Source organism: Marinoscillum sp. 108, from assembly GCF_902506655.1.
GTDB classification, from domain to species: Bacteria; Bacteroidota; Bacteroidia; order Cytophagales; family Cyclobacteriaceae; genus Marinoscillum; species Marinoscillum luteum.
In genome coordinates this window covers 1502372-1523149 of the sequence record NZ_LR734808.1, presented here as the reverse complement: position 1 = coordinate 1523149, position 20778 = coordinate 1502372, and the positions used below count along the sequence as shown (strand labels likewise).

Annotated in this window: 14 protein-coding genes; 7 read left to right on the top strand and 7 right to left on the bottom strand. The window is 45.3% G+C overall.

Annotation, left to right across the window (positions count from 1 at the left end; translation table 11 throughout):
* The first annotated feature begins 6 nt into the window (after positions 1-6).
* The 6 genes from GV030_RS06325 (at position 7) to GV030_RS06300 (ending at position 9325) form a co-directional block, all read left to right on the top strand.
* Positions 7-1578 (top strand): RagB/SusD family nutrient uptake outer membrane protein, encoded by a 1572-nt coding sequence (locus GV030_RS06325; protein WP_159580897.1) that lies wholly within the window; start codon positions 7-9, stop codon positions 1576-1578.
* Positions 1578-2807: a SusE domain-containing protein gene (locus GV030_RS06320; RefSeq protein WP_159580895.1), complete on the top strand. Its 1230-nt coding sequence runs from the start codon at positions 1578-1580 to the stop codon at positions 2805-2807. The genes GV030_RS06325 and GV030_RS06320 overlap by 1 nt, the downstream gene beginning before the upstream one ends.
* A 15-nt stretch (positions 2808-2822) precedes the next feature.
* Positions 2823-4007, top strand: coding sequence for a glycoside hydrolase family 76 protein (locus GV030_RS06315; protein ID WP_159580893.1), 1185 nt, complete (start codon positions 2823-2825; stop codon positions 4005-4007).
* 24 nt (positions 4008-4031) lie between these two features.
* Positions 4032-5804, top strand: a complete 1773-nt coding sequence (locus GV030_RS06310; RefSeq protein ID WP_159580891.1) for a class I mannose-6-phosphate isomerase — start codon at positions 4032-4034, stop codon at positions 5802-5804.
* Positions 5805-5916: 112 nt separating this feature from the next.
* Positions 5917-7140, top strand: a complete 1224-nt coding sequence (locus tag GV030_RS06305; RefSeq protein WP_159580889.1) for a glycoside hydrolase family 76 protein — start codon at positions 5917-5919, stop codon at positions 7138-7140.
* 406 nt (positions 7141-7546) lie between these two features.
* Positions 7547-9325: a hypothetical protein gene (locus GV030_RS06300; protein WP_159580887.1), complete on the top strand. Its 1779-nt coding sequence runs from the start codon at positions 7547-7549 to the stop codon at positions 9323-9325.
* A 91-nt stretch (positions 9326-9416) separates the two neighbouring features.
* Here GV030_RS06300 and GV030_RS06295 read toward each other — a convergent pair whose 3' ends face one another.
* Together GV030_RS06295 and GV030_RS06290 are read right to left on the bottom strand one after the other, a co-directional pair.
* A complete protein-coding gene (locus GV030_RS06295; protein WP_159580885.1) occupies positions 9417-9863 on the bottom strand; it encodes a hypothetical protein in 447 nt (148 codons plus the stop codon).
* Positions 9864-9868: 5 nt separating this feature from the next.
* The gene (locus GV030_RS06290; RefSeq protein WP_159580883.1) at positions 9869-11155 is read right to left on the bottom strand and encodes an APC family permease; all 1287 of its coding nucleotides are present in this window, start codon (positions 11153-11155) and stop codon (positions 9869-9871) included.
* Positions 11156-11297: 142 nt separating this feature from the next.
* Between GV030_RS06290 and GV030_RS06285 the strand changes: the two genes are divergently transcribed.
* Positions 11298-13250 carry a tetratricopeptide repeat protein gene (locus GV030_RS06285; RefSeq protein WP_159580881.1) on the top strand — a complete coding sequence of 651 codons (1953 nt, stop codon included), beginning with the start codon at positions 11298-11300 and terminating at the stop codon, positions 13248-13250.
* Between the two features lie 27 nt (positions 13251-13277).
* Here the strand turns inward: GV030_RS06285 and GV030_RS06280 are convergent, their stop codons facing one another.
* The 5 genes from GV030_RS06280 to fbaA all read right to left on the bottom strand — a co-directional run bounded on the left by GV030_RS06280 (position 13278) and on the right by fbaA (position 20766).
* Positions 13278-15104, bottom strand: coding sequence for an alpha-amylase family glycosyl hydrolase (locus GV030_RS06280; RefSeq protein ID WP_159580879.1), 1827 nt, complete (start codon positions 15102-15104; stop codon positions 13278-13280).
* Positions 15105-15252: 148 nt separating this feature from the next.
* A complete protein-coding gene (locus GV030_RS06275) occupies positions 15253-16140 on the bottom strand; it encodes a 3-hydroxybutyryl-CoA dehydrogenase (RefSeq protein ID WP_159580877.1) in 888 nt (295 codons plus the stop codon).
* 8 nt (positions 16141-16148) lie between these two features.
* Positions 16149-17750 carry an alpha-amylase family glycosyl hydrolase gene (locus GV030_RS06270; RefSeq protein WP_159580875.1) on the bottom strand — a complete coding sequence of 534 codons (1602 nt, stop codon included), beginning with the start codon at positions 17748-17750 and terminating at the stop codon, positions 16149-16151.
* 1 nt (position 17751) lies between these two features.
* A complete protein-coding gene (locus tag GV030_RS06265; RefSeq protein WP_159580873.1) occupies positions 17752-19575 on the bottom strand; it encodes an alpha-amylase family protein in 1824 nt (607 codons plus the stop codon).
* Between the two features lie 126 nt (positions 19576-19701).
* Positions 19702-20766 (bottom strand): class II fructose-bisphosphate aldolase, encoded by a 1065-nt coding sequence (fbaA, locus tag GV030_RS06260; RefSeq protein WP_159580871.1) that lies wholly within the window; start codon positions 20764-20766, stop codon positions 19702-19704.
* Positions 20767-20778: the final 12 nt, after the last annotated feature.

Below are 20778 nucleotides of genomic sequence, written 5' to 3'. Positions count from 1 at the left end.
AGATCAATGAAACGAATTATAACATATTTAGTGGTGATAGCTGTGATCAGTAGCTGTGCCGATTTGGATCTGGTGCCTAAGGATGCACAAAGTGAACTTAATTATTGGCAGACCGAGGAGGATGCAAGAATCTTTCTGAACTCCATGTATGCTGACTTAATGAGTGCAGACTCTTATTTACTATTGAGTGCACTCAGTGATGATGCTTATACCAGGGCACAGGAAGGCTATCGAAACATTGCCAATGGAAACTATGACGCCTCAAATGGAGTGGTGCGTGGCATGTGGTCTGGTCGTTACGCCAGTATTCGCCGATCCAATATTTTCTTAAATAACATTAATAATGTTGTCGAGATAAGTGAAGAGAAAAGAGCTGCCTACATCGCAGAAGCGAGGTTCATCAGGGCTTGGCATTACTTCTATTTGATCGAACTGTTTGGAGACGTACCTTTCATTACCGATGAAATCAGCATTGAGGAGTCGCTGGAGGTCACACGTACTGATGAAGCTGAGATTCTTGGTTTTATCTATGATGAACTTGATCTGGCCATTTCGGACTTACCTTCAGATGTTGCGGGAGATCAGCAAGGAAGAATTACTTCAGGAGCAGCTATTGCTTTCAAATCCAGGGTACACCTGTATAATGGTCAGCATTCTGAAGCCGCTGCTTTGGCAGGACAATTGATTGATGAATACGCTCTGTTTCCTGACTATGGTGGGCTGTTTAACATGGCCAATGAAAATAATGAAGAAGTGATACTGAGTTTGCAGTATGTGCCGGTGGATCGGGAGCATGGCATTCAGTACTTCTTGATTCCTCCAAGTTTGGGTGGTTATGCCAACTTTTCTCCTTTGCAGGAGCTGGTTGATAGCTACCCAATGGCCAATGGCCTTGCTATAGATGATCCATTATCAGGGTACGATGAATCAAACCCTTACCAAAATAGAGATCCCCGGCTTTCAGCGACAATTATTCATGATGAATATAGCTTGACTGATTTTAGTGGAAATGAAGTGACTATCGATACTTCACCTGGTGCCGAACCAAATGGGTTGAACTTCTCGTCCAATTCCACACCTACCGGATATTATGTGTCTAAATTTTATGACCAGCAAGCAAGAAATGTATCAAATTCTGGTTTGAATCTCATAGTGATCAGGTATGCAGAAGTCTTGCTCAACTACGCTGAAGCAAAGATTGAATCAGGAACTTTTACTTCTGCTGATTGGAATAATACCGTTCGGCAGATTCGTGAAAGGGCTGGTTTATCTGGTGCTGCAGCATTGAATTACCCTGGGAATGACCAGGAAGCATTGCGAACTATAGTACGCAATGAAAGAAGGTTAGAACTGGCTTTTGAAGCAGGGCACAGATTTTTTGATATCAGGAGGTGGCAAATCGCAGATGAAGTACTTGACGGCTGGGCACATGGTATACAAACCAATGTGTCACCACAGGATGATGGTTATGAAAGAGTGGATTTAAGAACTTTTGATACTGACAAGCACTATCTCTGGCCTATTCCGCAAAGTGAAAGAGATATCAATGACAAATTATCACAAAACCCAAATTGGTAATGAAAAAGATTAGAAAATATTCGGTTTTGGCAATGGTTTTTGCCTTGATGTTTTTCTCCTGTAATAAGGAGGAATTTGAACTTAATAGTGAAATAGCGCAGGTGGGTTCATTGGAAGGTCCTGTGAATGACACAAGAATTCAAATAGATCCTGAAAATGGAGAAAGCGTGACTTTTAACTGGACTCCGGCACAGGCCGCTGATGGGGGATTGATACTCTACACAGTTTTATTTGATGTGGAAAGCGGCTCATTCGAAGAACCAATTTATTCCATTTCATCTGACAACAAAGGAGGAGGAACTACGCTTACTTTGAGCCAAGTGTTTCTGAATATAATAGCTGCCAAGGCAGGTATTGAACAGTTAACAACGGGTAAGGTGAAATGGACTGTAAAAGCCTCCAGTGGATATCAGTCAAAGGTCTTTGATCAAAGTCTTGAGCTTTCGCTGACAAGGCCTGAAGGTTTGGCGATTTTCCCGAAATACATGTACATCCATGGATCAGCGACAGAAGGCGAGGAGTTGTCAGATGCGGTTGCCTTCAAAGAGATTGTCAACGAACTACCTACAGATAACTTCAACCCTGGTGTTTTCGAATCAATTTCTAAACTAACACCGGGTGAATTCTATATTGTTGATTCGAATAATCCGGACTCTACGGTAAACAACTATTACCTGAACAGTGAAGGTAAAATCAGAAGTGGGGATCAGGCTACTTCATTTACCGGAGAAGAGGGAGTTTACAGGATAAGGATGAATTTGTCTGCTGCCACCATTTCCTATGAGAAAATATCGGATTTGGAGCTCTACATATTTGCGAGTCAGGTCACCAAGGCGGAATTATCTTATGTCGGTAATCACACCTTTGAATCAACCAATGGATTTTTTGATTTTCTAAATCCCGGCGATCCGGAAGCCCCAGACTGGTTAGGTTGGGAGGAAGAGCGATATCGCTTCAAATTTATGATAGATGGGACGCAAACTTACCTTGGCAGCTTTCACAACGAAGCTATGAATGCATCGCTGGTAGAGGGTCAGAGTGCTTATAATGTCAGGCCAACAGGAGAAGAGCCAGTCAGCTACTACAATGTTTATTTTCTTGGAGCTGATGCAGGTTACTGGCAAGGAGCCTGGAAGTTTGCTGATGAGTACAATGGAGCACCATTTACCGTAAGGGTAATATTTGATCCCAAAGCGGATCACTATTACCATGAGTTTGAATTGAATTAGTACTATTAAATACACATGAAATATACAGTTGTGAATATTCTAATTATATCAATTATCAGCTTAATCGCCTGCAAAGAACCCGTGGATGATCAGCTTGTTGACCCTACGGACAAAGACACTACAAGTGTTGAGATATCTTATAAGGAGAAGGCAAAGTCTGTTTATGATTTCATCCAAAACAATTATAAAGCTGGTGACTTATATCGGGAGAATAATCCTACTCAAGGTGGAGATAACAAGTACTGCTATCTCTGGCCTTATGTAGGAATGCTCACTGCCGGTAATGTGCTCTATGAGCTGGGTTATGACCAATCCATCCATGACAAGGAATTTGATGGTTTGGAGTTTTTTTATGAAGCCAGGGAAGAGCTTCCCGGGTATCAGGCATATCCCATAATTGAGGTCAAATCTGACCACTATTATGATGACAATTGTATTGTGGCGATGGAGTTGATAGACGCTTACAGGTTGCTCGGAGATCAGCAGTTTCTGGATCGGGCCATTGCAATTACGGAATTTATCATGTCCGGTGAAGATTCACGAATGGGCGGTGGCCTCTACTGGCTGGAAGCAGTAGCCGGAGATTGTACCTCCGGCCCCAATTGCATAAAAGCAGCCAATACTACCGCATATGCAGCTTTTGTCACCAGTGAGCTGTATAAAGAGACTCAGGAAGAAAGATATCTTGACTTTGCGAAAAGGACTTATAAGTGGAATTACAACACTTTACGGGATACTTCTGATGATTTGTATTGGAACGATATAAACATAGGTACCAATCAAATCAACCCTGTAAAGTGGACTTACAATGCCGCCATGATGATCATGTCAGGGGTGAACCTCTATGAGATCACCGGAGAGCAATCCTATTTAGATGAGTCCATTGCCACGGCCAGATCATCTTTTTCAAAGTTTACATCTGTGCGTGACGATCAACTTTTCTTTCCGGCGAATGATCCATGGTTTAATACTGAGCTGATGACCTCATTTATCAAGTTGTCAACGTATGACGACAAATCGAAAGAATACATTGAGGTTTTTATCAAAAACGCAGATCATGCATGGGAAAATGCGCGCACTCAGGAGGGCCACTTTTATGAAGACTGGTCCGGCAACAGCCAGGGAAGGTACTTCTGGCTTTTGCATCAGGCGTGTATGATCGAAGTATTTGGCAGGGCTGCAATTTATAGAGGTGAATAAAGTATTAGAATAAAGCAAGAGCAAATGTCTGTAACACAGCAAGAGGAAATTAGAAATACACAACAGTACGAATTACCCGTAAAGAAAGAGAATAGATCAAACGGATATGATATCTACCCGACTCATAATATAGGTGCAGGGTTAATATTTGAAGGTTATGAGTCACTGGCCAGGGAGTTGGCTAATAGTTCTCATGTAAAGATCGATGGCTATGTGGGAGTCTTGTTTGAAGACCTCAAGCAGCAGTTGGATAGCGCGTTTGAGAAAATTGATATTCGCCCGAAATGGGTGAATGTAAAGGATGCTATGTTTCCAGAGGAGGAGATCAACGATAAGGTTGGGCCGTTTTTAGGAGGTGATGATCCGGTTTTCGGAAAGCTAACATGTCTAGAGCTTATTGATTTTTTCAATTCAGATCAGCTAAAAACGTTGGCTTCCGAAAACACCGTCGAACCGATAATTTTTTATGGAGTGGGTGCTTCTCTGATCCCAGTTGACGGGGTGAATGTCTACTTTGAAATAAGTAAAAGCGAAATTCAATTTCGATCAAGGGCGGGATCGGTTCTCAATTTGGGCAGCTCTAAGCCTGCAGACCCGAAGGTCATGTACAAACGGTTCTATTTCGTTGATTGGGTTGTACTCAATAAGCATAAGGAGCGAGTGAAAAATGAGATTGATCTTTTGGTGGATGGGCAGCGTTCGCAGAATATAACATGGATTAAAGGGAATGAATGGAGGAAAACCTTGGCTAAAATTGTAGAAGAGCCTATTCGTGTACGCCCGTGGTTTGAGCCAGGTGCCTGGGGCGGAACCTGGATCAAAGACAAAATCGAAGGCCTTGAACAGGATGTGGTCAATTATGCATGGTCTTTTGAATTGATTGTTCCTGAAAATGGGGTCATTATCGAGAGCTCAGGATTGATGCTTGAGTATTCTTTTGATTTTCTTATGTTCATGGCCGGCCAAAAGATACTCGGAACCGACTATGAGGAGTATGGTTTTGAGTTCCCAATTCGTTTTGATTTTCTAGACACGTTTGATGGTGGTAACCTCTCTATCCAGTGCCATCCTCAGCTGGATTACATGAAAAAGAACTTTGGTGAGAATATCACACAGGAAGAAACCTACTATATACTTGATTGTCAAAATGATGCGAAAGTTTATCTTGGATTTCAAGAAGGAGTAACCCCTGCAGCATTTCAGGAGGCTCTGGAGAATAGTCAGAAAAATAAAGAAACAATTAAGATTGAAGAGTACGTTCAGGTTTTCGATGCACAAAAGCATGGCCTGTATCTCATTCCTCCTGGCACTATTCACGGGTCAGGAACGGATAATCTGGTACTAGAGATTAGCTCCACACCGTACATCTATACTTTTAAGATGTATGACTGGTTGAGGCTGGATCTGGATGGTAATCCAAGGCCCTTGAATATCGAAAGAGGCATGGATAATCTCGATTTCGAACGATCCGGAGCAAGTGTAAAGGACGAACTCATCTCGAAACCCTACCTACTTGATCAGACAGAAAACTGGGAATTGTATCATTTGCCCACCCACGAAAAGCATTTATATGATGTGCACAGATATGTGGTCAACTCAGAGGTGACAATAAATACAGAAGGTAAAGCGCATGTGTTGAGCCTAGTAGAAGGAGGTCAAATACGGGTTACGACCAAAAACAATTCCATGATATTCAAGTATGCTGAAACATTCGTTATTCCTGCCGCCGCGAATCAATATGTTATTGAGAATTTATCTCAAACCCCCGTTTTAGTGGTAAAGGCATTTATCAAATAGGGCTATTAGGACACTAAGGCGGACTTTCCATGTCATGTGGGAATCCAATTCCGGCCCCTAGGGGGCCGGAATACTCTCTGAAAATTTTTAATAAACATAAATCAATAACACAATGAAAAAAGAAAACCCAAAAAGTCTGTCCTTAGTAATTTTGATGATTCTTTTCTCATGCCATCAAGAGGTGGATGTAACCAAGATCTCTCCACCCATGGAGCCAGGGGTAGTTCCCTCATCCACTGCAAATTCTGCATATTGGACAAAGGCTCAAGAAACCCATAATTTTATTTATGGAAATACATTGACTTCCTATGATAGTTATCATGCTAATCTTACGACCAATTATAACAACTGTTGGGAATGGTACAATGTCAGCCACATCTATGCGGATGCGGAAATGGTAAGGCAAGGTGATACACAATACCTTCCGTATATGAATGATACTTATACATTTATGGGAAATATGTGGGACTATGCATCCAGTGGACTTGGAGGGTATTTTTCCTCAGTTAACCTGGATGGTACAGGTGCAGGAGGCGACAAGTATGTAGATGACAATTCAGTAACCGGAATTACATACCTTGATTGCTACAATGTTACATCAGGTACTCAACAAACCCAGTACTTGAATTCGGCCATTGCGGTAGCTAACTGGCTTATGAATGCTGGTGTCTGGGATTATACCTTTAACGGTGGGTTCTGGTGGAATGATGGCACAAAGAATGTGGCGCCAAACGTCAAGCCAACTCAAACCAATGGTCTAGCCATGCATTTGTTTATCAGGCTCTATGATCTTACCGGACAATCGTATTATCTCTCCTGGGCCAATTCAATTAAGGCGTGGTTAGAAAGTGAAATGTATGATAGCAGTGATGGACTATTTATCTGGCAAATCGAACCGGGCGGAACAAAGCGGTATGAGAAGTTTACCTATGACAATGCCATCATGATAGAAGCATACCTGGCCTACTATGACGTAACTGGTAATAACAGTTATCTCACTAAAGCTCAAAACCTCGGTATTGCGCTAAATACAGTTCTTTGGGACTATACTTCCAACGTTTACGAATTCAATACTTCAGACCCTAGAGTAAATCCAGCTTGGTGCGGTTGGGGGTCTCAGGCGATGATCAAGCTTTATGAGGCCGATGGCAATTCTGCCTGGTTGGACTATGCTCAGGATAATATTGATTTCATCAATTCCCACAATAGAAATACAACCAATCATGGCTATTATCATTTTACCAATTTGAATGGAACACTCAGTGATGGTAAATATGAGTCTGTTGATCAGGCGTGGATGCAGAGAATTCAAGGAATGCTTGCCGAGTACAGGTAGACTTGCACTTGCTATGAAAGGATGCTCTTATAAGGAGCATCTTTTCTTGTACAGTTGCAGATAGATCAGGATATTTAATTACTTCAGTTGTTGGATGCTATAAAGGATATTATTCCCAGACTCCTGTCCCGATCAGGTACCTGTTGTTCTCAAACAAGTAAAGAGCCTTACACCACAGGAGCAGCAACACTTGGCCAAATTAACTCTAAACTACCATGCAGCTACCAGGGCTTTACTGGGTGCAATTTTTCAGAAGGTTGGTACGCCGAATTTCAGCTCGAAAGGAGGATGAGAGGCACTCAATTGGCTTAAGCGGTTTCGGTATCCACGTACTACAATATACCGAGAGCAGGGTATGTTTTCGGCTCATAGGCAAGCATAACTTTATCCAAAAAACATCACGCACATGAACCGAATCAAACTATTCGCCATCTACTTGACCCTGGGTGGTCTTCTTGCATTCAATGCGGAAGCACAAAAATTACCTTTTGGAAAGAAGGACGACGCAAACGATGATCCAAAAGAGGAAGCCACGGAAGAAGAATCCGGGGGTTTCGGCGGCAAGCTGAAAGCAAAAGCCAAAAATTTCAATGTTATGAAATCCCTCGGCAAGCTGGCGGGAAATCTACTTACATCTACTACCGATGATTTGTCTACCCTTTCCATGCAGGTGATCTACATGCAAAACCTCTATCCCAGCGAGACGGAGACGATCGAAACCGAATATTTCGGTTTCTGGGAGCCCGGTATGGACATGGCTGGTGTGTTATTTCTGAAAAAAGAAGGCGTTGGGATGAGTAAGATTGATGGTACGGTAAATATTGATGGAAACCTTACAGAGCATGTGGCCAATGGGTTTTATGGAGGTATTGTGTCGCAAAACAGCGGAGCACATACCGTCAACGTGTCTACTGTGCGCGGGGATCAGGCTGAGTTGAAGGCAGATCCTATCGAGCCGATTGAAATCATTTCGGTCAATGGGAAACCCAAAGGCGAAGTGGTAGATGTGAACATGGATGAGGACCTGGTGCTGGAGCTCAACCATCCCGAGGGTGGCACCGCGGATTTTTATGTAGCCGTGTTGGGAAAAGTGATGGGTATCAGGGGCTTTAACGAAATTGGTTTTTTCAAAAGCACCACCAAAATCATCATTCCGAAAGAAGCCTTCAGGCATACAGCCACCACAGCTTACAAGTTTGAGCAGGGAAGCAATTACCTGCTGGTGCAGCGCACAAAGGAAAAAGTAGTGAACCTGCCTGCTTTGGGTGCTGCTCAGGTGATATCCGGAGCCATGGACTGGTCACCCATTAATTTGGTGGGGGATCAAAAAACCTTTCTGGGTATCGGTACTGATGAGTTCAACGCTGGCTATAAGGCCAAAACCAAGGATGGTTTTGAAGTCAATGCCAATAAGCCAAATGCCTTCTGGGGGCCGCCACTCTCTGAACCAAAGAAACTGGCCATGGCTTCCTTCGTAGTTCGGGCCACGCAACTCAAGCAGCAGCAGGTAAATACCTCCACTTCCACCTCTGGCAATGTGACCACTACTACCACTACCACCACCACCAAAACTTTCCCGGAGGTGCCAGAGGCTTATTGGGATCAACTTGTGAATGAGTTTTACAAGAAGTTTGAAACGGCCTTACTTGAGCAAATGAATGTGCAGCTGGTGCCAATAGAAACCACCATGAAAGCCAGTCAATACCAGAATTTGTTTGCTACGATGGATACCGTATCGGAGGAAATAGTAGTGAAGCCATATAAGGGTTGTAAGCTGCTTTTGCCAACCACGTTTAGTGAAACATGGGCCAGCCGAACAAGTACCTTTCCCTCAGATAAGCCGGAAATCAAACTTCTGGAAGAGCTTGGCGTGGACGGGATCATCTCAGTGACAGTAGACTGTGCCATGTCCTGGGAGGATGGCTCTCTGAGCCCACGGATGTCCTTCAGGATCAACGGACCTACCAATGGATGGAAAGTAGGCCCTACTACCTATGCCAATGGCCTTATAGCAGGTCCTGGACAAGGGGTCAGTGAGACCGCAAAGAATGCTGCCGACATCACCGATCAGCTCAATCAAATCATGAATGTAGACAGGGTCATTGCATTGTTTACGGAAGCTATGGAAGGTTTGAAGGCAGATGAAGCCAATAAGGGTTATGAGAAAATATGGGCTTTGAAATAGACTCACGCCATCATTCATCGGTCATCGGTTGGCCGGTGCATATTGGCAGTTAATGAAGGGGCGGACCATGTTCGCCCCTTTTTTGTTGCGACTAGTTTTCCGAAGATTCCTGTATGGTTGCAAAACCAAACTTCCGTACGGTGAAATAGGCCAGATTTAGTCCTATGACAGAGGCGATCAGGTCATTGGGATCATAAGTGTTGTTATTGCCAAGCCCATGCACCCTCAATTCGCCCGAGATGACGTAGATCGCCGCCAGGACAGCTGCTGTCAGAAATACATGGCCAGGTCTGAGGAAAGTTACTTTATGTAGGGTGATGTGCTTGACTCTGAAAAGTATACCTGTGAGTACCATGGTGCCCATGATCGCTTCAGCAAAATTGGGGAAGGACAGCACTATGACCTGAAGTGCATTGGGGAGATCGTTTTGGAGGACATATGGCCTGAGCAACACTTTGTTGAGGGCAAACATCACGAACATGCCCACAAACAAGTAAATGACATAAGGCCTGATCTTTATTTTTCTATTGTCAGTCATGGTAATTAATCTTTTTCCTCCGATCTCCGGATAAATAGCTTGTACAAAGCAAATAGCATCAGCCCAACGGCGGTGGTGATAAGTACATCGACCAACTCCGCTGTTTTTGAGCTAAAGAGCAACCATAAGGAGGCGAATATACCGCCTACTGCAAAAAGATGACCCCATGGAAGTTTGAAATAGCTGGTAGGCTGGCGTTTGTTGCGACGAAGCTTGATCAGTGCTCCACATACCGTAAGAAAAATGAGGATTTTACTGATCACACTGATGGAAAGGGCGTACAGAAAAGAACCCGACAAGGAACCCAGGAGGGCAACACCAGAAAACCACAACAAAGAGAGCGTTGGTGTTTGATATTTCCGGTGCAGACGTCCGAAGATACCCGGAAACTGATTCTCTTCACTGAGTGCATAGGGTACCCTGGAGCCCACCAGCATCACACTGTTGAGCGTGCCACTGATAGAAATCACTGCCCCAACGGTGATTAACCAGCCACCGCCAGACCCCATAAACAACTGAGCTGCGTCAGCGATGGGGGTATTGGAAGTAGCCAGCCCGGGCAGTGTGCCCATACTCACCACCTGAATGAGATCATAGAAGACCGCTACGCACAGGATGGAGAGAATCAGCGCAAAGGGAATGTTCTTAGCAGGGTTTTGGATTTCCCCGGTATTGACCAGTACCGATTCAAAGCCGGTGAAAGCAAAAATGAGTACCAGTACGGACGTGGCAAATTCACCAGAGGATGGGTAGGACTGAGATGTCTGAATGAGGCTGGTGTCGATGAAGAAGAAACCTACGATCACAAAAATGAACAGCGGAAGCACCTTAGCAATGGCCAATCCATTACTCACCCTGGTGGAGCTCTTCACCCCAATGAAATTGATAAGCGTGAGGAGGAGTGTGACCCCAGAGATGATGGCCGCACGCCATATTTGACCTTGAAACGGGGGATAACAATACACCAGATAGGTCGCCAGGAGATTGATGAGTGCCGCATAGGTGGAAATGCGTGTGATCAGGAGAATCCAACCAATGACAAAGGCAGGAATTTTGCCAAAGGCAGCAAGGGTATAGAGATATGGTCCGCCGGTTTTGTCAAACCGACTGGCCACTTCCGCAAAATTGAAGACGATGATCAGAACGATCACAGCACAGACCAGCAAAGCAGCGATGCTGTAAATACCAGAGAGTGCATAAATCTTGGAAGGTAATCCAAATATGCCGGCACCTATGATGCTATTGATGAGCAGAAGTACAAGATCCCATCTTCTGATTTCTCTTTTAAGCATCTGGTATGGTCGGTAGCTTGATTCGCACATTCTAAATTAGACAATAGAACCCAAATGCAGATGTGATACTAGACCTCAGGTCCTTTTTCAGTTTTGTCATTGACTGAGATTGGGGCTAATTTGCTAGTCTAACCACTACAGATTGAAAGCGACCTACATCATAGTGCTCCTGTGCTTGTTCTTTAGTATATCGTGTCCTATACGGGTTTTTGCTGGGGCTACCACTGATCAGCCCGGTACGCTGATCACCCGGGCAGATTCATGTGCCAAAGTACCCGATTTCCAGTGTGCCTTAGAGCTTTATGAGTTGGCGTTGACCACAGGTATTGATTCATCAGACTCCCTTACGATCCGATTGGCACTGGGAGACATCAGGTATCAGCTGGGGCAGTTTGATCTTGCTTTTGTTCAATTTGATAGCGCCCTCTTGATGGCCGAAAAGATGGGCCTGGACTATGAAAAGGCATTGGCTTTGAAAGGCCTTGCACATATTTTGTGGCGAACAGGTGAAAACGTGAGGGCCACGACCCTCATCATCGAAAGCATTGAGCTTTCCAGAAAACAGCAGGATACAGCAGCTATGATCACCTCCTCCAATATACTGGCGGGCATCTACATGAGTGTTGGCAATCTGGATGATGCTGGCAAACTTTATCAGGAGGCACTGGGTATGGCGCTGGGTATGCAGGACTCCCTGAATATTGCACAGGCATATGAGTACCTGGGGGTGTTGGAGTTTTTTAGGGAGGATTATTATCGAGCCATCGACCTCTATGAACAGGCACTGCAGATCAATTTGGGTATGGATAGGGGCCTTGAGTCTGGCATCAATTACAGCAACATCGCAGAGTCGCTGAATAAACTAGGAGAGTACAGAGAGGCCTTGAAATATCTGAAAAAGGGTGAAAAGGTGATGAAGCGGTATGACTTTCTCTCAGGTCTCATTTTTGTTTATTACACCATGGGGGATACTTATACGCAACTAAAGCAATATGATCTTGGAATCGCATTTTATCAGAAGAGCCTGGAGCTGATGGAGCTCTCTGGAGAAACCCGTGAAAAGCAGATGGTGTATGGTTTGATGGCCGAAAACTACGCTGCACAGAACAAATTTGAGGAAGCTTTTATCTATCACAAGCGGCATGCGGCAGCCAAAGACTCTCTGTTCAACATTACGAAGAACAATCAGTTGGAGGAGATCAGGGCTAAGTATGATTTGGAGAAGAAAGAGCAGGAAAACTTTTTTCTGGCAAAGGAAAATGAAGCCAAGGAAGAACAACTCGCCATTAAGCAGTCCACCATCAGAAAACAGTATATCATGGGTGGACTATTGGTCTTGTTGTTACTGATCGCCATTTACCTGTCGGTTAAACTTTACCGGAACAAACTGTTACTATCCAGAGCCAATAAAACAAAGGATAAAATGTTTGGATTCATCGCCCATGATCTGATCAGTCCAATGGGCATTATTAAGTCACTTGCCGATTTGCTTTCACCTGACTCTGGTTTTGATCTGACCAAGCAGGAACGGGACAATATGATGCGTGATATGCACAATTCGGCCAGTTCGGTGTTGATTTTATTAAAAGATGTGCTATTATGGTCCATCGCTCAGCAGCACGGTTATGATTTTAAGCCGAAAGAGGTGAACCTTCGGGAAGTGTCGCAGAAAAATGCTGATCTCTATCATCTTCATGCAAAGAGCAAGGAGATAGCCATCAGAAATGAGGTGCCCGAGGGTATCAGGGCATTTGCCGATGTAAAGGCCGTGTCCACCATTATTAGAAATCTGATTTCCAATGCCATCAAATTCACCGAAAAGGGCGGAACCATCACCCTCAGTGCCGCCCTGGATGATCCATCGATGGTCGTCTTGTATGTGTCAGATACGGGTATTGGTATGACATCATCCCAGCTGGAGTTGATCTTGTCTCGAAACGAACTCAATACTCAAAAAGGTACCGAAGATGAGCATGGATCCGGTCTGGGTTTAAACCTTGTCAAGGATTTTCTAAAGGAGTGCAAGGGGAGGCTGAACATCAAAAGTGAACCCAACCAGGGCACAACCATAGAGATCTACCTCCCAAAAGCTTAAGGAGTTTAATGCCTGAGTGGCACATACCTAGTGCTTGATGATGATTTTTTGCTGATGGGTGATGTTGCCCATTGTGATTTTCAGCAGATAAAGCCCGTTATCCACCTTCTCTACCGGGATTTCATTTTTAAAAACTCCTGATTGTACGACCGCACCATTCAGAGCCAACAATTGATAGTGTTGTACAAGGTTTTTAGTCCCAGTGTTGATCCTGATGAGATCATGAGCCGGATTGGGGACAACCTCAAACTGCCCGTAGGAGGAGGCGTTGAGCACGGTGGCCTCCCGATCAAACGTAAGTATCATGGTCTGATAGGGAGATAAAAAGAGGCCTTTAAGATCGCCCTCAGAGGATACCGAGAGGAGGGATTCACCACCTATATGGTCAAAAGGCGGTAGGTCAGAGGCGCTTGCATAGGACGAAAAGTCAATATCGAAGCGCTTGTTACTGGAAGTAGTGTTGATGGCAATGACTACCCTTTCATCATCTAATTGGCGCAGGTAGGTGAGCACGCCACCCAGAGAAGCATCAAGGGTAATGAAATCTCCGGTACGCAGTGCTGCATACTCGTTGCGGGTATGAATGAGTTTTTTGTAATGGTTGAGTAGGGAAGAGGGGTCATCTTCCATTTTATCTACGTTGTTGTCGGCATAATTGGAAGAGGGGGCATTCCAGGCTGATCCGGCGGTGGTAAACCCGGCGTTTCTCCCTCCCGTCCATTGCATAGGGCGACGTATGTTTTCATCTGGCTTGGCTCCCAGCATGCCCACTTCCTCGCCATAATAGAGGAAAGGTACACCGGGCAGTGTCAGGTATATAGACGCTGCAATTTTGGATTTGCCAATGTCAGAACTTAACTCATTCATGATGCGGTTTTGATCATGGTTGGTGAGAAAAGTAGAAAACTGATACCACGGGTAAGCGTTGATCACATTGGTGACCTGGTCAGTCAGATTGCTAATACTTCCCGATCTGGCCGCATTGATGATGCTCGTGGCCAGGTCAAACTCAAAACAGAAGTCAATGCGCTCATCGGTCACGTAAGGAACCACTTTGCTCGTGCTGGTCCAGGCTTCCCCTACGGTGATGGCATCAGGATTGAAGGATTTGATATGGCTGCTCAGGTCTTTGAAAAACGTATGGGTGGCTTCCAGGTCTTCCAGCTGACTACCATTTTCATAGATGTATTTGACGGCATCCAGCCGAAATCCATCGATCCCTATTTCATCGATCCAGTAGGCGGCATGGTCAAACATGGCGGCTTTCAGGTCTGCATTTTCATAGTTGAGATCGGGCATTTGATCCCAGAATATACCGTAGTAGTATCCGGTGCCGGAGCTGTGCCAAACGTTTTGTCCCCAGGGCCCGCTGTATCCGGGCTTCGTGTCGCTCCACCTGTACCAGTCCCGTTTTTCAGCAGATGCGGAGCTTTTTGAGTCCACAAACCACTGATGCTGCGCAGAAGAGTGGTTCATTACATAGTCTATGATTACCTTAATGCCGCGGGCATGTGCAGCAGCCAGAAAGGCCTTGAAGTCTTCCATGGTGCCATAGTCAGGGTTGATGCCACTATAGTCGGTGACGTCATAGCCATGATAGCTGGGAGATGGGTTGATGGGCATCAACCAGATGCCTGTGATTCCCAAGTCAGTGTCCGTGTTGGGGTCACCGTCGTTGAGGTAATCCAGCTTTTCGGTGAGTCCTTTGAAGTCTCCCACACCATCCCCATCACTGTCATAAAAGCTCCTTAGAAATACTTCATAGAAGACCGCATCATTCCACCAGTCAAGTTCGGATTGTGCCTGGGTGAGGTGACCGAGGAAAAGAATGGAGACAAGGAGGTAGTTTTTCATACAATGAGGTTCAAGGGAAGGGGCAAGGTAATGAAATCGGTAAAAAGGAGGGTAGCGTTTTGATACCAGCCTTTATCCCTAATACCTAACGTATGGCAAAAGTACAGGCTGCTCTGTGATTTAATTGAGCAGCCTGTATTGCTGAGTTTTATTTGAACATTCCGCTCACTACCAGGTCTTTGGAACCCGGAGTGTATTGGTAAAAACCCTCGCCGGTTTTTACGCCCTTGTAGCCGGCAGTGACCATATTGACCAGCAGCGGGCAGGGTGCATATTTTGGATTGCCAAAGCCTTCGTGCAGCACCTTCATGATAGAGAGACACACATCAAGCCCGATGAAATCGGCCAGCTGAAGTGGGCCCATTGGGTGAGCCATGCCCAATTTCATCACCGTGTCTATTTCCTCTACACCAGCTACTCCTTCAAAAAGGGTGTAAATAGCTTCATTGATCATCGGCATGAGTATTCTATTGGCCACAAAACCAGGATAGTCGTTGACTTCTACGGGTGATTTCTGGAGTTTGGCTGAAGCTTCCATCACGGCCTGGGTGGTTTCATCACTGGTAGCGTAGCCACGGATCACTTCTACCAGTTTCATTACCGGTACAGGATTCATGAAGTGCATACCGATCACCTGTGCTGGTCTTTTGGTTTCTGCCGCTATTTTAGTGATGGAGATGGAGGAGGTGTTGGTAGCCAGAATGGCCTTGGCCGGTGAGTGTGCGTCCATCGTCTGGAAAATTTGCTTTTTGATCTCAAAATTTTCCGTGGCGGCTTCTATCACCAGATCTGCATTTTTTACGCCTTGTGCTACCTCCCTAAAAGTGGTGATATTGGCAAGGGTGGCCGTTTTATCGGCTTCCGTAATCTTCTCTTTGGCGACCTGTCGATCCAGATTTTTGCTGATGGTAGCCAATGCTTTTTTTAGGGCTTCTTCCGAAATGTCAATCAGGGCCACCTGATAGCCGTGCTGCGCAAACACGTGTGCGATTCCGTTGCCCATGGTACCAGAGCCTATTACTGAGATGTTGTTCATTTGAAAATTTATTTTTGGGGTTTTGATAAAATGATTGTTTGGTACGGTGGCAAAGCTAAAACATCCGCGGTTTGTCTTACCTTTTTGGAAGAGGTAAAAAGGATAAGGGAGTAGGGTTCAAGCTGGCGAATACGCTTCACTCGGCTGCTGAGGTTGTGAACTACCAGCACAGTGTCACCAGCATGGGATCGGGTAAATGCCAGCAATTCATCATTGGCCAGGTCTATCTGCTCTACCCCTCCGTAGGTCATTACGGCTGACTTTCTCCTGAAATGAATCAGTGATTTATAGTGATTGAAGATAGATCCAGAGTCTTTCCGCTGCACACTTAGCGGAGCCACTACATTCGTGGTGTTATAGGTGGGTTCCATCCATTGTGTTCGCATAGAGTCGTTTTTGGTTTCCCAAAGGAAGGGCTCTCTGATCAGTTCATCGGGCTTCAATCCGCGCATGCCAATCTCCTCACCATAGTAGATGTAGGGCGCTCCCGGCAAAGTCAGCAGAATGGAGGTAGCGAGTTTTGCTTTCTTCTCGTGATTCTCAAAGAATGACATCACCCGATTCTGATCATGATTGGTGAGAAAGGTGGTGTTGATAAAACCGGGGTTGTATTGCTTAAATGCTTTCTCACTTTCATTGAAAAGTGTGACCGGAGAACCCTCATCCAGGACTTTCCAGGCGTGTTCATGGATGGTGGCACTGACGATCTGGCCATTTTTCACTGTTTCCATAATGGAAAAAGCCAGGTCAAAGTTGAAAAGGGCACTAAATCCCTGAGCAAAGGGTGCCTGAGTAGGCAGGTCTGCCCAAACTTCTCCTACCAGATAGACCTCTGGTTTGTAAGTCTCCATTTTGGTTTTGAATTCTTTCCAGAAGGCGTGATTATCGGCTGCCCGATGGTCCGGATAGATGTGTTTGGCAGCATCCAGGCGAAACCCATCCACGCCTATTTTGGTCAGCCAGAAATTTCCAATCTCATAGATTTCTTCTCGCAGTTTGGGGTTATCATAGTTAAGATCGGGCATGCCACTCCAGAAAAAGGAAAAATAAAGCTCATCCTGCCCGCTTACTTCATTCCATTGGTGGATGTTGTCACTATCTCCGGTTTTGGCTTTCAGGAGATTTCCCTCAGCCTCAATTCCCGCTTTGTCGGCCCATACAAAATAGTCTCTGTATTCTCCATCTTCTTTCAGGGCATTGAGAAACCACGGATGTAGCCTGGAGCAATGGTTGATGACCAGATCCATGATCACCTTGATATGTCGCTGGTGTGCTTCCTTCAGGAATTCCTGAAAATCCTCCATTGTACCATAGTCGCTATGAATGCCATAGTAATCAGAAACGTCATATTTATGATAGGAGGGAGAGGGGTTAATGGGCATCAGCCAGACTGCCTCTACTCCGAGCTCCTGTAGATAGTCAAGTTTGGAGGTCATCCCTTTGATGTCTCCAATCCCATCTCCATCACTGTCGGCAAAGGACTGCACAAAGATTTCGTAAGTCACTGCATTCGGCCAGCGATCGGGTAGAGATTCTTTCAACTCTTTCTCCATAGGACTACAGGCAAGGGTGATAAGTGCCATTGAAAACAACCATAGATTCGCTCTCATGTTATTGTTTTTCCTGCATCTGATAAATCGCATAGTTCATGGGGGATACCTTAATCACCAGATCAGTGTCGTCCGTGTAATCCAGTGTGGAAGCCACTTCGATGCTAATTTGTACCGGTCCACTGATTTGTGCCACAGGAGTGTTGATCCCAAAAGTTTCCCACGCAGGGGCCGGAATCTTTATTTTGGCGGTTTGTGGGTTCTCATCAAAGTTGATCACGATCAGTAATACTTCGCTCGGGGTATGTCTGACAAACGTGTAGACTTTATCGCTATAGCCTGTGTAATCATCGTTGCGGTTGTAGTAGTGAAGGTCATAAAACTGGCCCTCACGAATGGCTTCCATGTTATTGCAGGCCTTGAGGATTTCGATGTATTCCTCCCGCAAAGCTTTCTGATCTTCTGATAGTTGGCCACCATCATACGCTCCGTTATTTACCCATTTTACATGCTCTGGCACCCCCCAGTAGTCGAAAATGGTGGTCCTTCCATCATCGCCACCAAAACCTGACACCCCCTGGCCGGGTTCGCCAACTTCCTGTCCAAAATAAAGCATCACAGGACCTGTATGCATGAAGGTGGATGCCGCCATCATAGGGATGCCTTTCCACATATCTCCCGCAAAATCAGGAGACGCAATACGCTGTTCGTCGTGATTTTCAAGAAACCTGAGCATGTTGGCTCCGATCCCATCCTGGCGCTGCCAGATGCCAGTGATGGCATCTGTGGTCATTTTGTTTTGTATGATATATTTCAGGGTATCATACATTTCCACTTTATCATACAGGTAGTCAAATCCACCTGTTTGGATGTATTCCCTGTAGGCATGGGGATTGTAAATCTCCGCCAGGAATACCACTTCGGGATACTGCTCCTTTACTTCTTTGGTCACCCATTGCCAAAATTGCACGGGTACCATCTCAGCCATATCGCAGCGGAAGCCATCTACATCTTTGGCGGCCCAATAGAGAAGGATGTCACGCATCTTACTCCAGGTGTCAGGGATTGTGTCAAAATATGTGGTGCGGTTGTTTTGGTAATCCACACCATAGTTGAGCTTTACGGTTTCAAACCAGTCGTACACTGAAGGGGATGCTGAGAATACATCGTTTCCGGTGGCTTTGGCCGGGAACTCTGCGAATTGTCCATCCTTGGTGGGGAAGTCGTTGTCCCCCAGCGACTGGTAACCTTCTGGTACTTTAAAAGGCTCACCGGGCAGGTAATAGAAGTTGTTGTTGGGATCAAAGGCCCTGGTGGTATCGTCATCCTCCCCAAAGTCAATGATGCCTTCGGGTCTTGCGTCTGAGTGGTAGGCCCTGGCCACATGATTGGGCACAAAATCGATCATCACTTTCAGGTTGGCAGCATGCGTCCTCCTGATAAGTGCTTCAAACTCCTGCATTCTGTCCGGTACTGACTCGGCCAGATCCGGATTGACATCATAATAGTCCTTAATGGCATAGGGTGAGCCGGCGCGGCCTTTTACCACATCTGCATCATCCAGCGGGATGCCAAAGGAGGTGTAATCTGTGAGGACACCATGTTCGATCACGCCGGTATACCACATGTGGGTAAATCCCATTTTTCGAATTTCCCCAAGCGCCTTTGCATTGATGTCTTTGAACTTACCCACCCCATTTTCCTCTAAAGTGCCCCAGGGCTTGTTGGTGGTGTTGGTGTTGCCGAACAGACGGGTAAACATCTGATACAGAACCATTCTTTCGTTGCTTTTTTTCATCGGATGCACGCCTTTGTAGTTGTATTCTTTGGTACTGCATGCCAACATGCAGACGGTCATTATAAAGATTAACAGGGGTGTTTTCATGGGCCTAAAATAGGGGTTTTCGATCGATTTCTTAAGCGGAGTTGGAAGTAACCGGTTGGATTCGTTGGTGACTTTAAAACAGAAAAGCCATCACAAGGATGGCTTTTCATTAGATTTTATGAATGATTATGCGTTTTGATTGATATTGTTTAGATCTTCAAACGACACTTTCAATCTGGAGATAAAGCTTTTTTCAGCTTCTCTCAGCCATACCCTTGGGTCATAGTGCTTCTTGTTTGGCACATCATCTCCATCAGGGTTACCGATTTGCTCCTGTAGATAACCTTCTTTGGCCTGGTAATAATTTTTGATACCGTCCCAGAATGCCCACTGCAAGTCAGTGTCAAGGTTCATTTTGATGGCACCATAAGAGATCGCTTCTCTGATTTCTTCGCGGGTGGATCCTGATCCACCGTGGAATACAAAGTTTACAGGGTTCTTGCCTGTGCCAAATTTCTCCTGAATGTAATCCTGAGAGTTTTTAAGAATCTTAGGTGTAAGCTTCACATTACCTGGCTTGTAGACACCATGTACGTTGCCAAATGCAGCCGCAATGGTGAAATTAGGGCTGATTTCCATCAACTGCTCGTAGCAATAGGCCACTTCTTCAGGTTGTGTATAGAGTCGGCTGTTGTCAATGTCTGTATTGTCTACACCATCTTCTTCACCACCGGTAACTCCCAGTTCTATTTCCAAAATCATGTCCATTTTGGCCATGCGCTCGAAGTATTTCTTACAGGTGCCGATGTTTTCTTCTAAAGGCTCCTCAGAAAGGTCAATCATGTGAGAGCTGAAAAGTGGAGAACCTGTTTCGGCAAAGTGCTTTTCGTTGGCATCAAGCATTCCGTCTATCCAGGGAAGGAGTTTGCGGGCTGCATGGTCGGTGTGGAGGATCACAGAAACACCATATTTTTCTGCCATTTGATGTACGTGCTTTGCGCCAGCTACTGCCCCGGCCACTGCTGCTGCCTGGTTGTCATTGCTCAAGCCTTTACCGGCAATGAATGCTGCTCCACCATTAGAAAACTGAACAATCACTGGAGAATTCACTTCCCGTGCCGCTTCCAGTACTGCGTTGATCGTGTTGGTGCCGATGGTATTTACAGCAGGCAGTGCAAATCCATTTTCGTTAGCATAGTTAAGAAGGTCTGTTGCCTCTTTTCCAGTAAGTACACCAGGTCTGAATTTCATAAGTAAGTATTT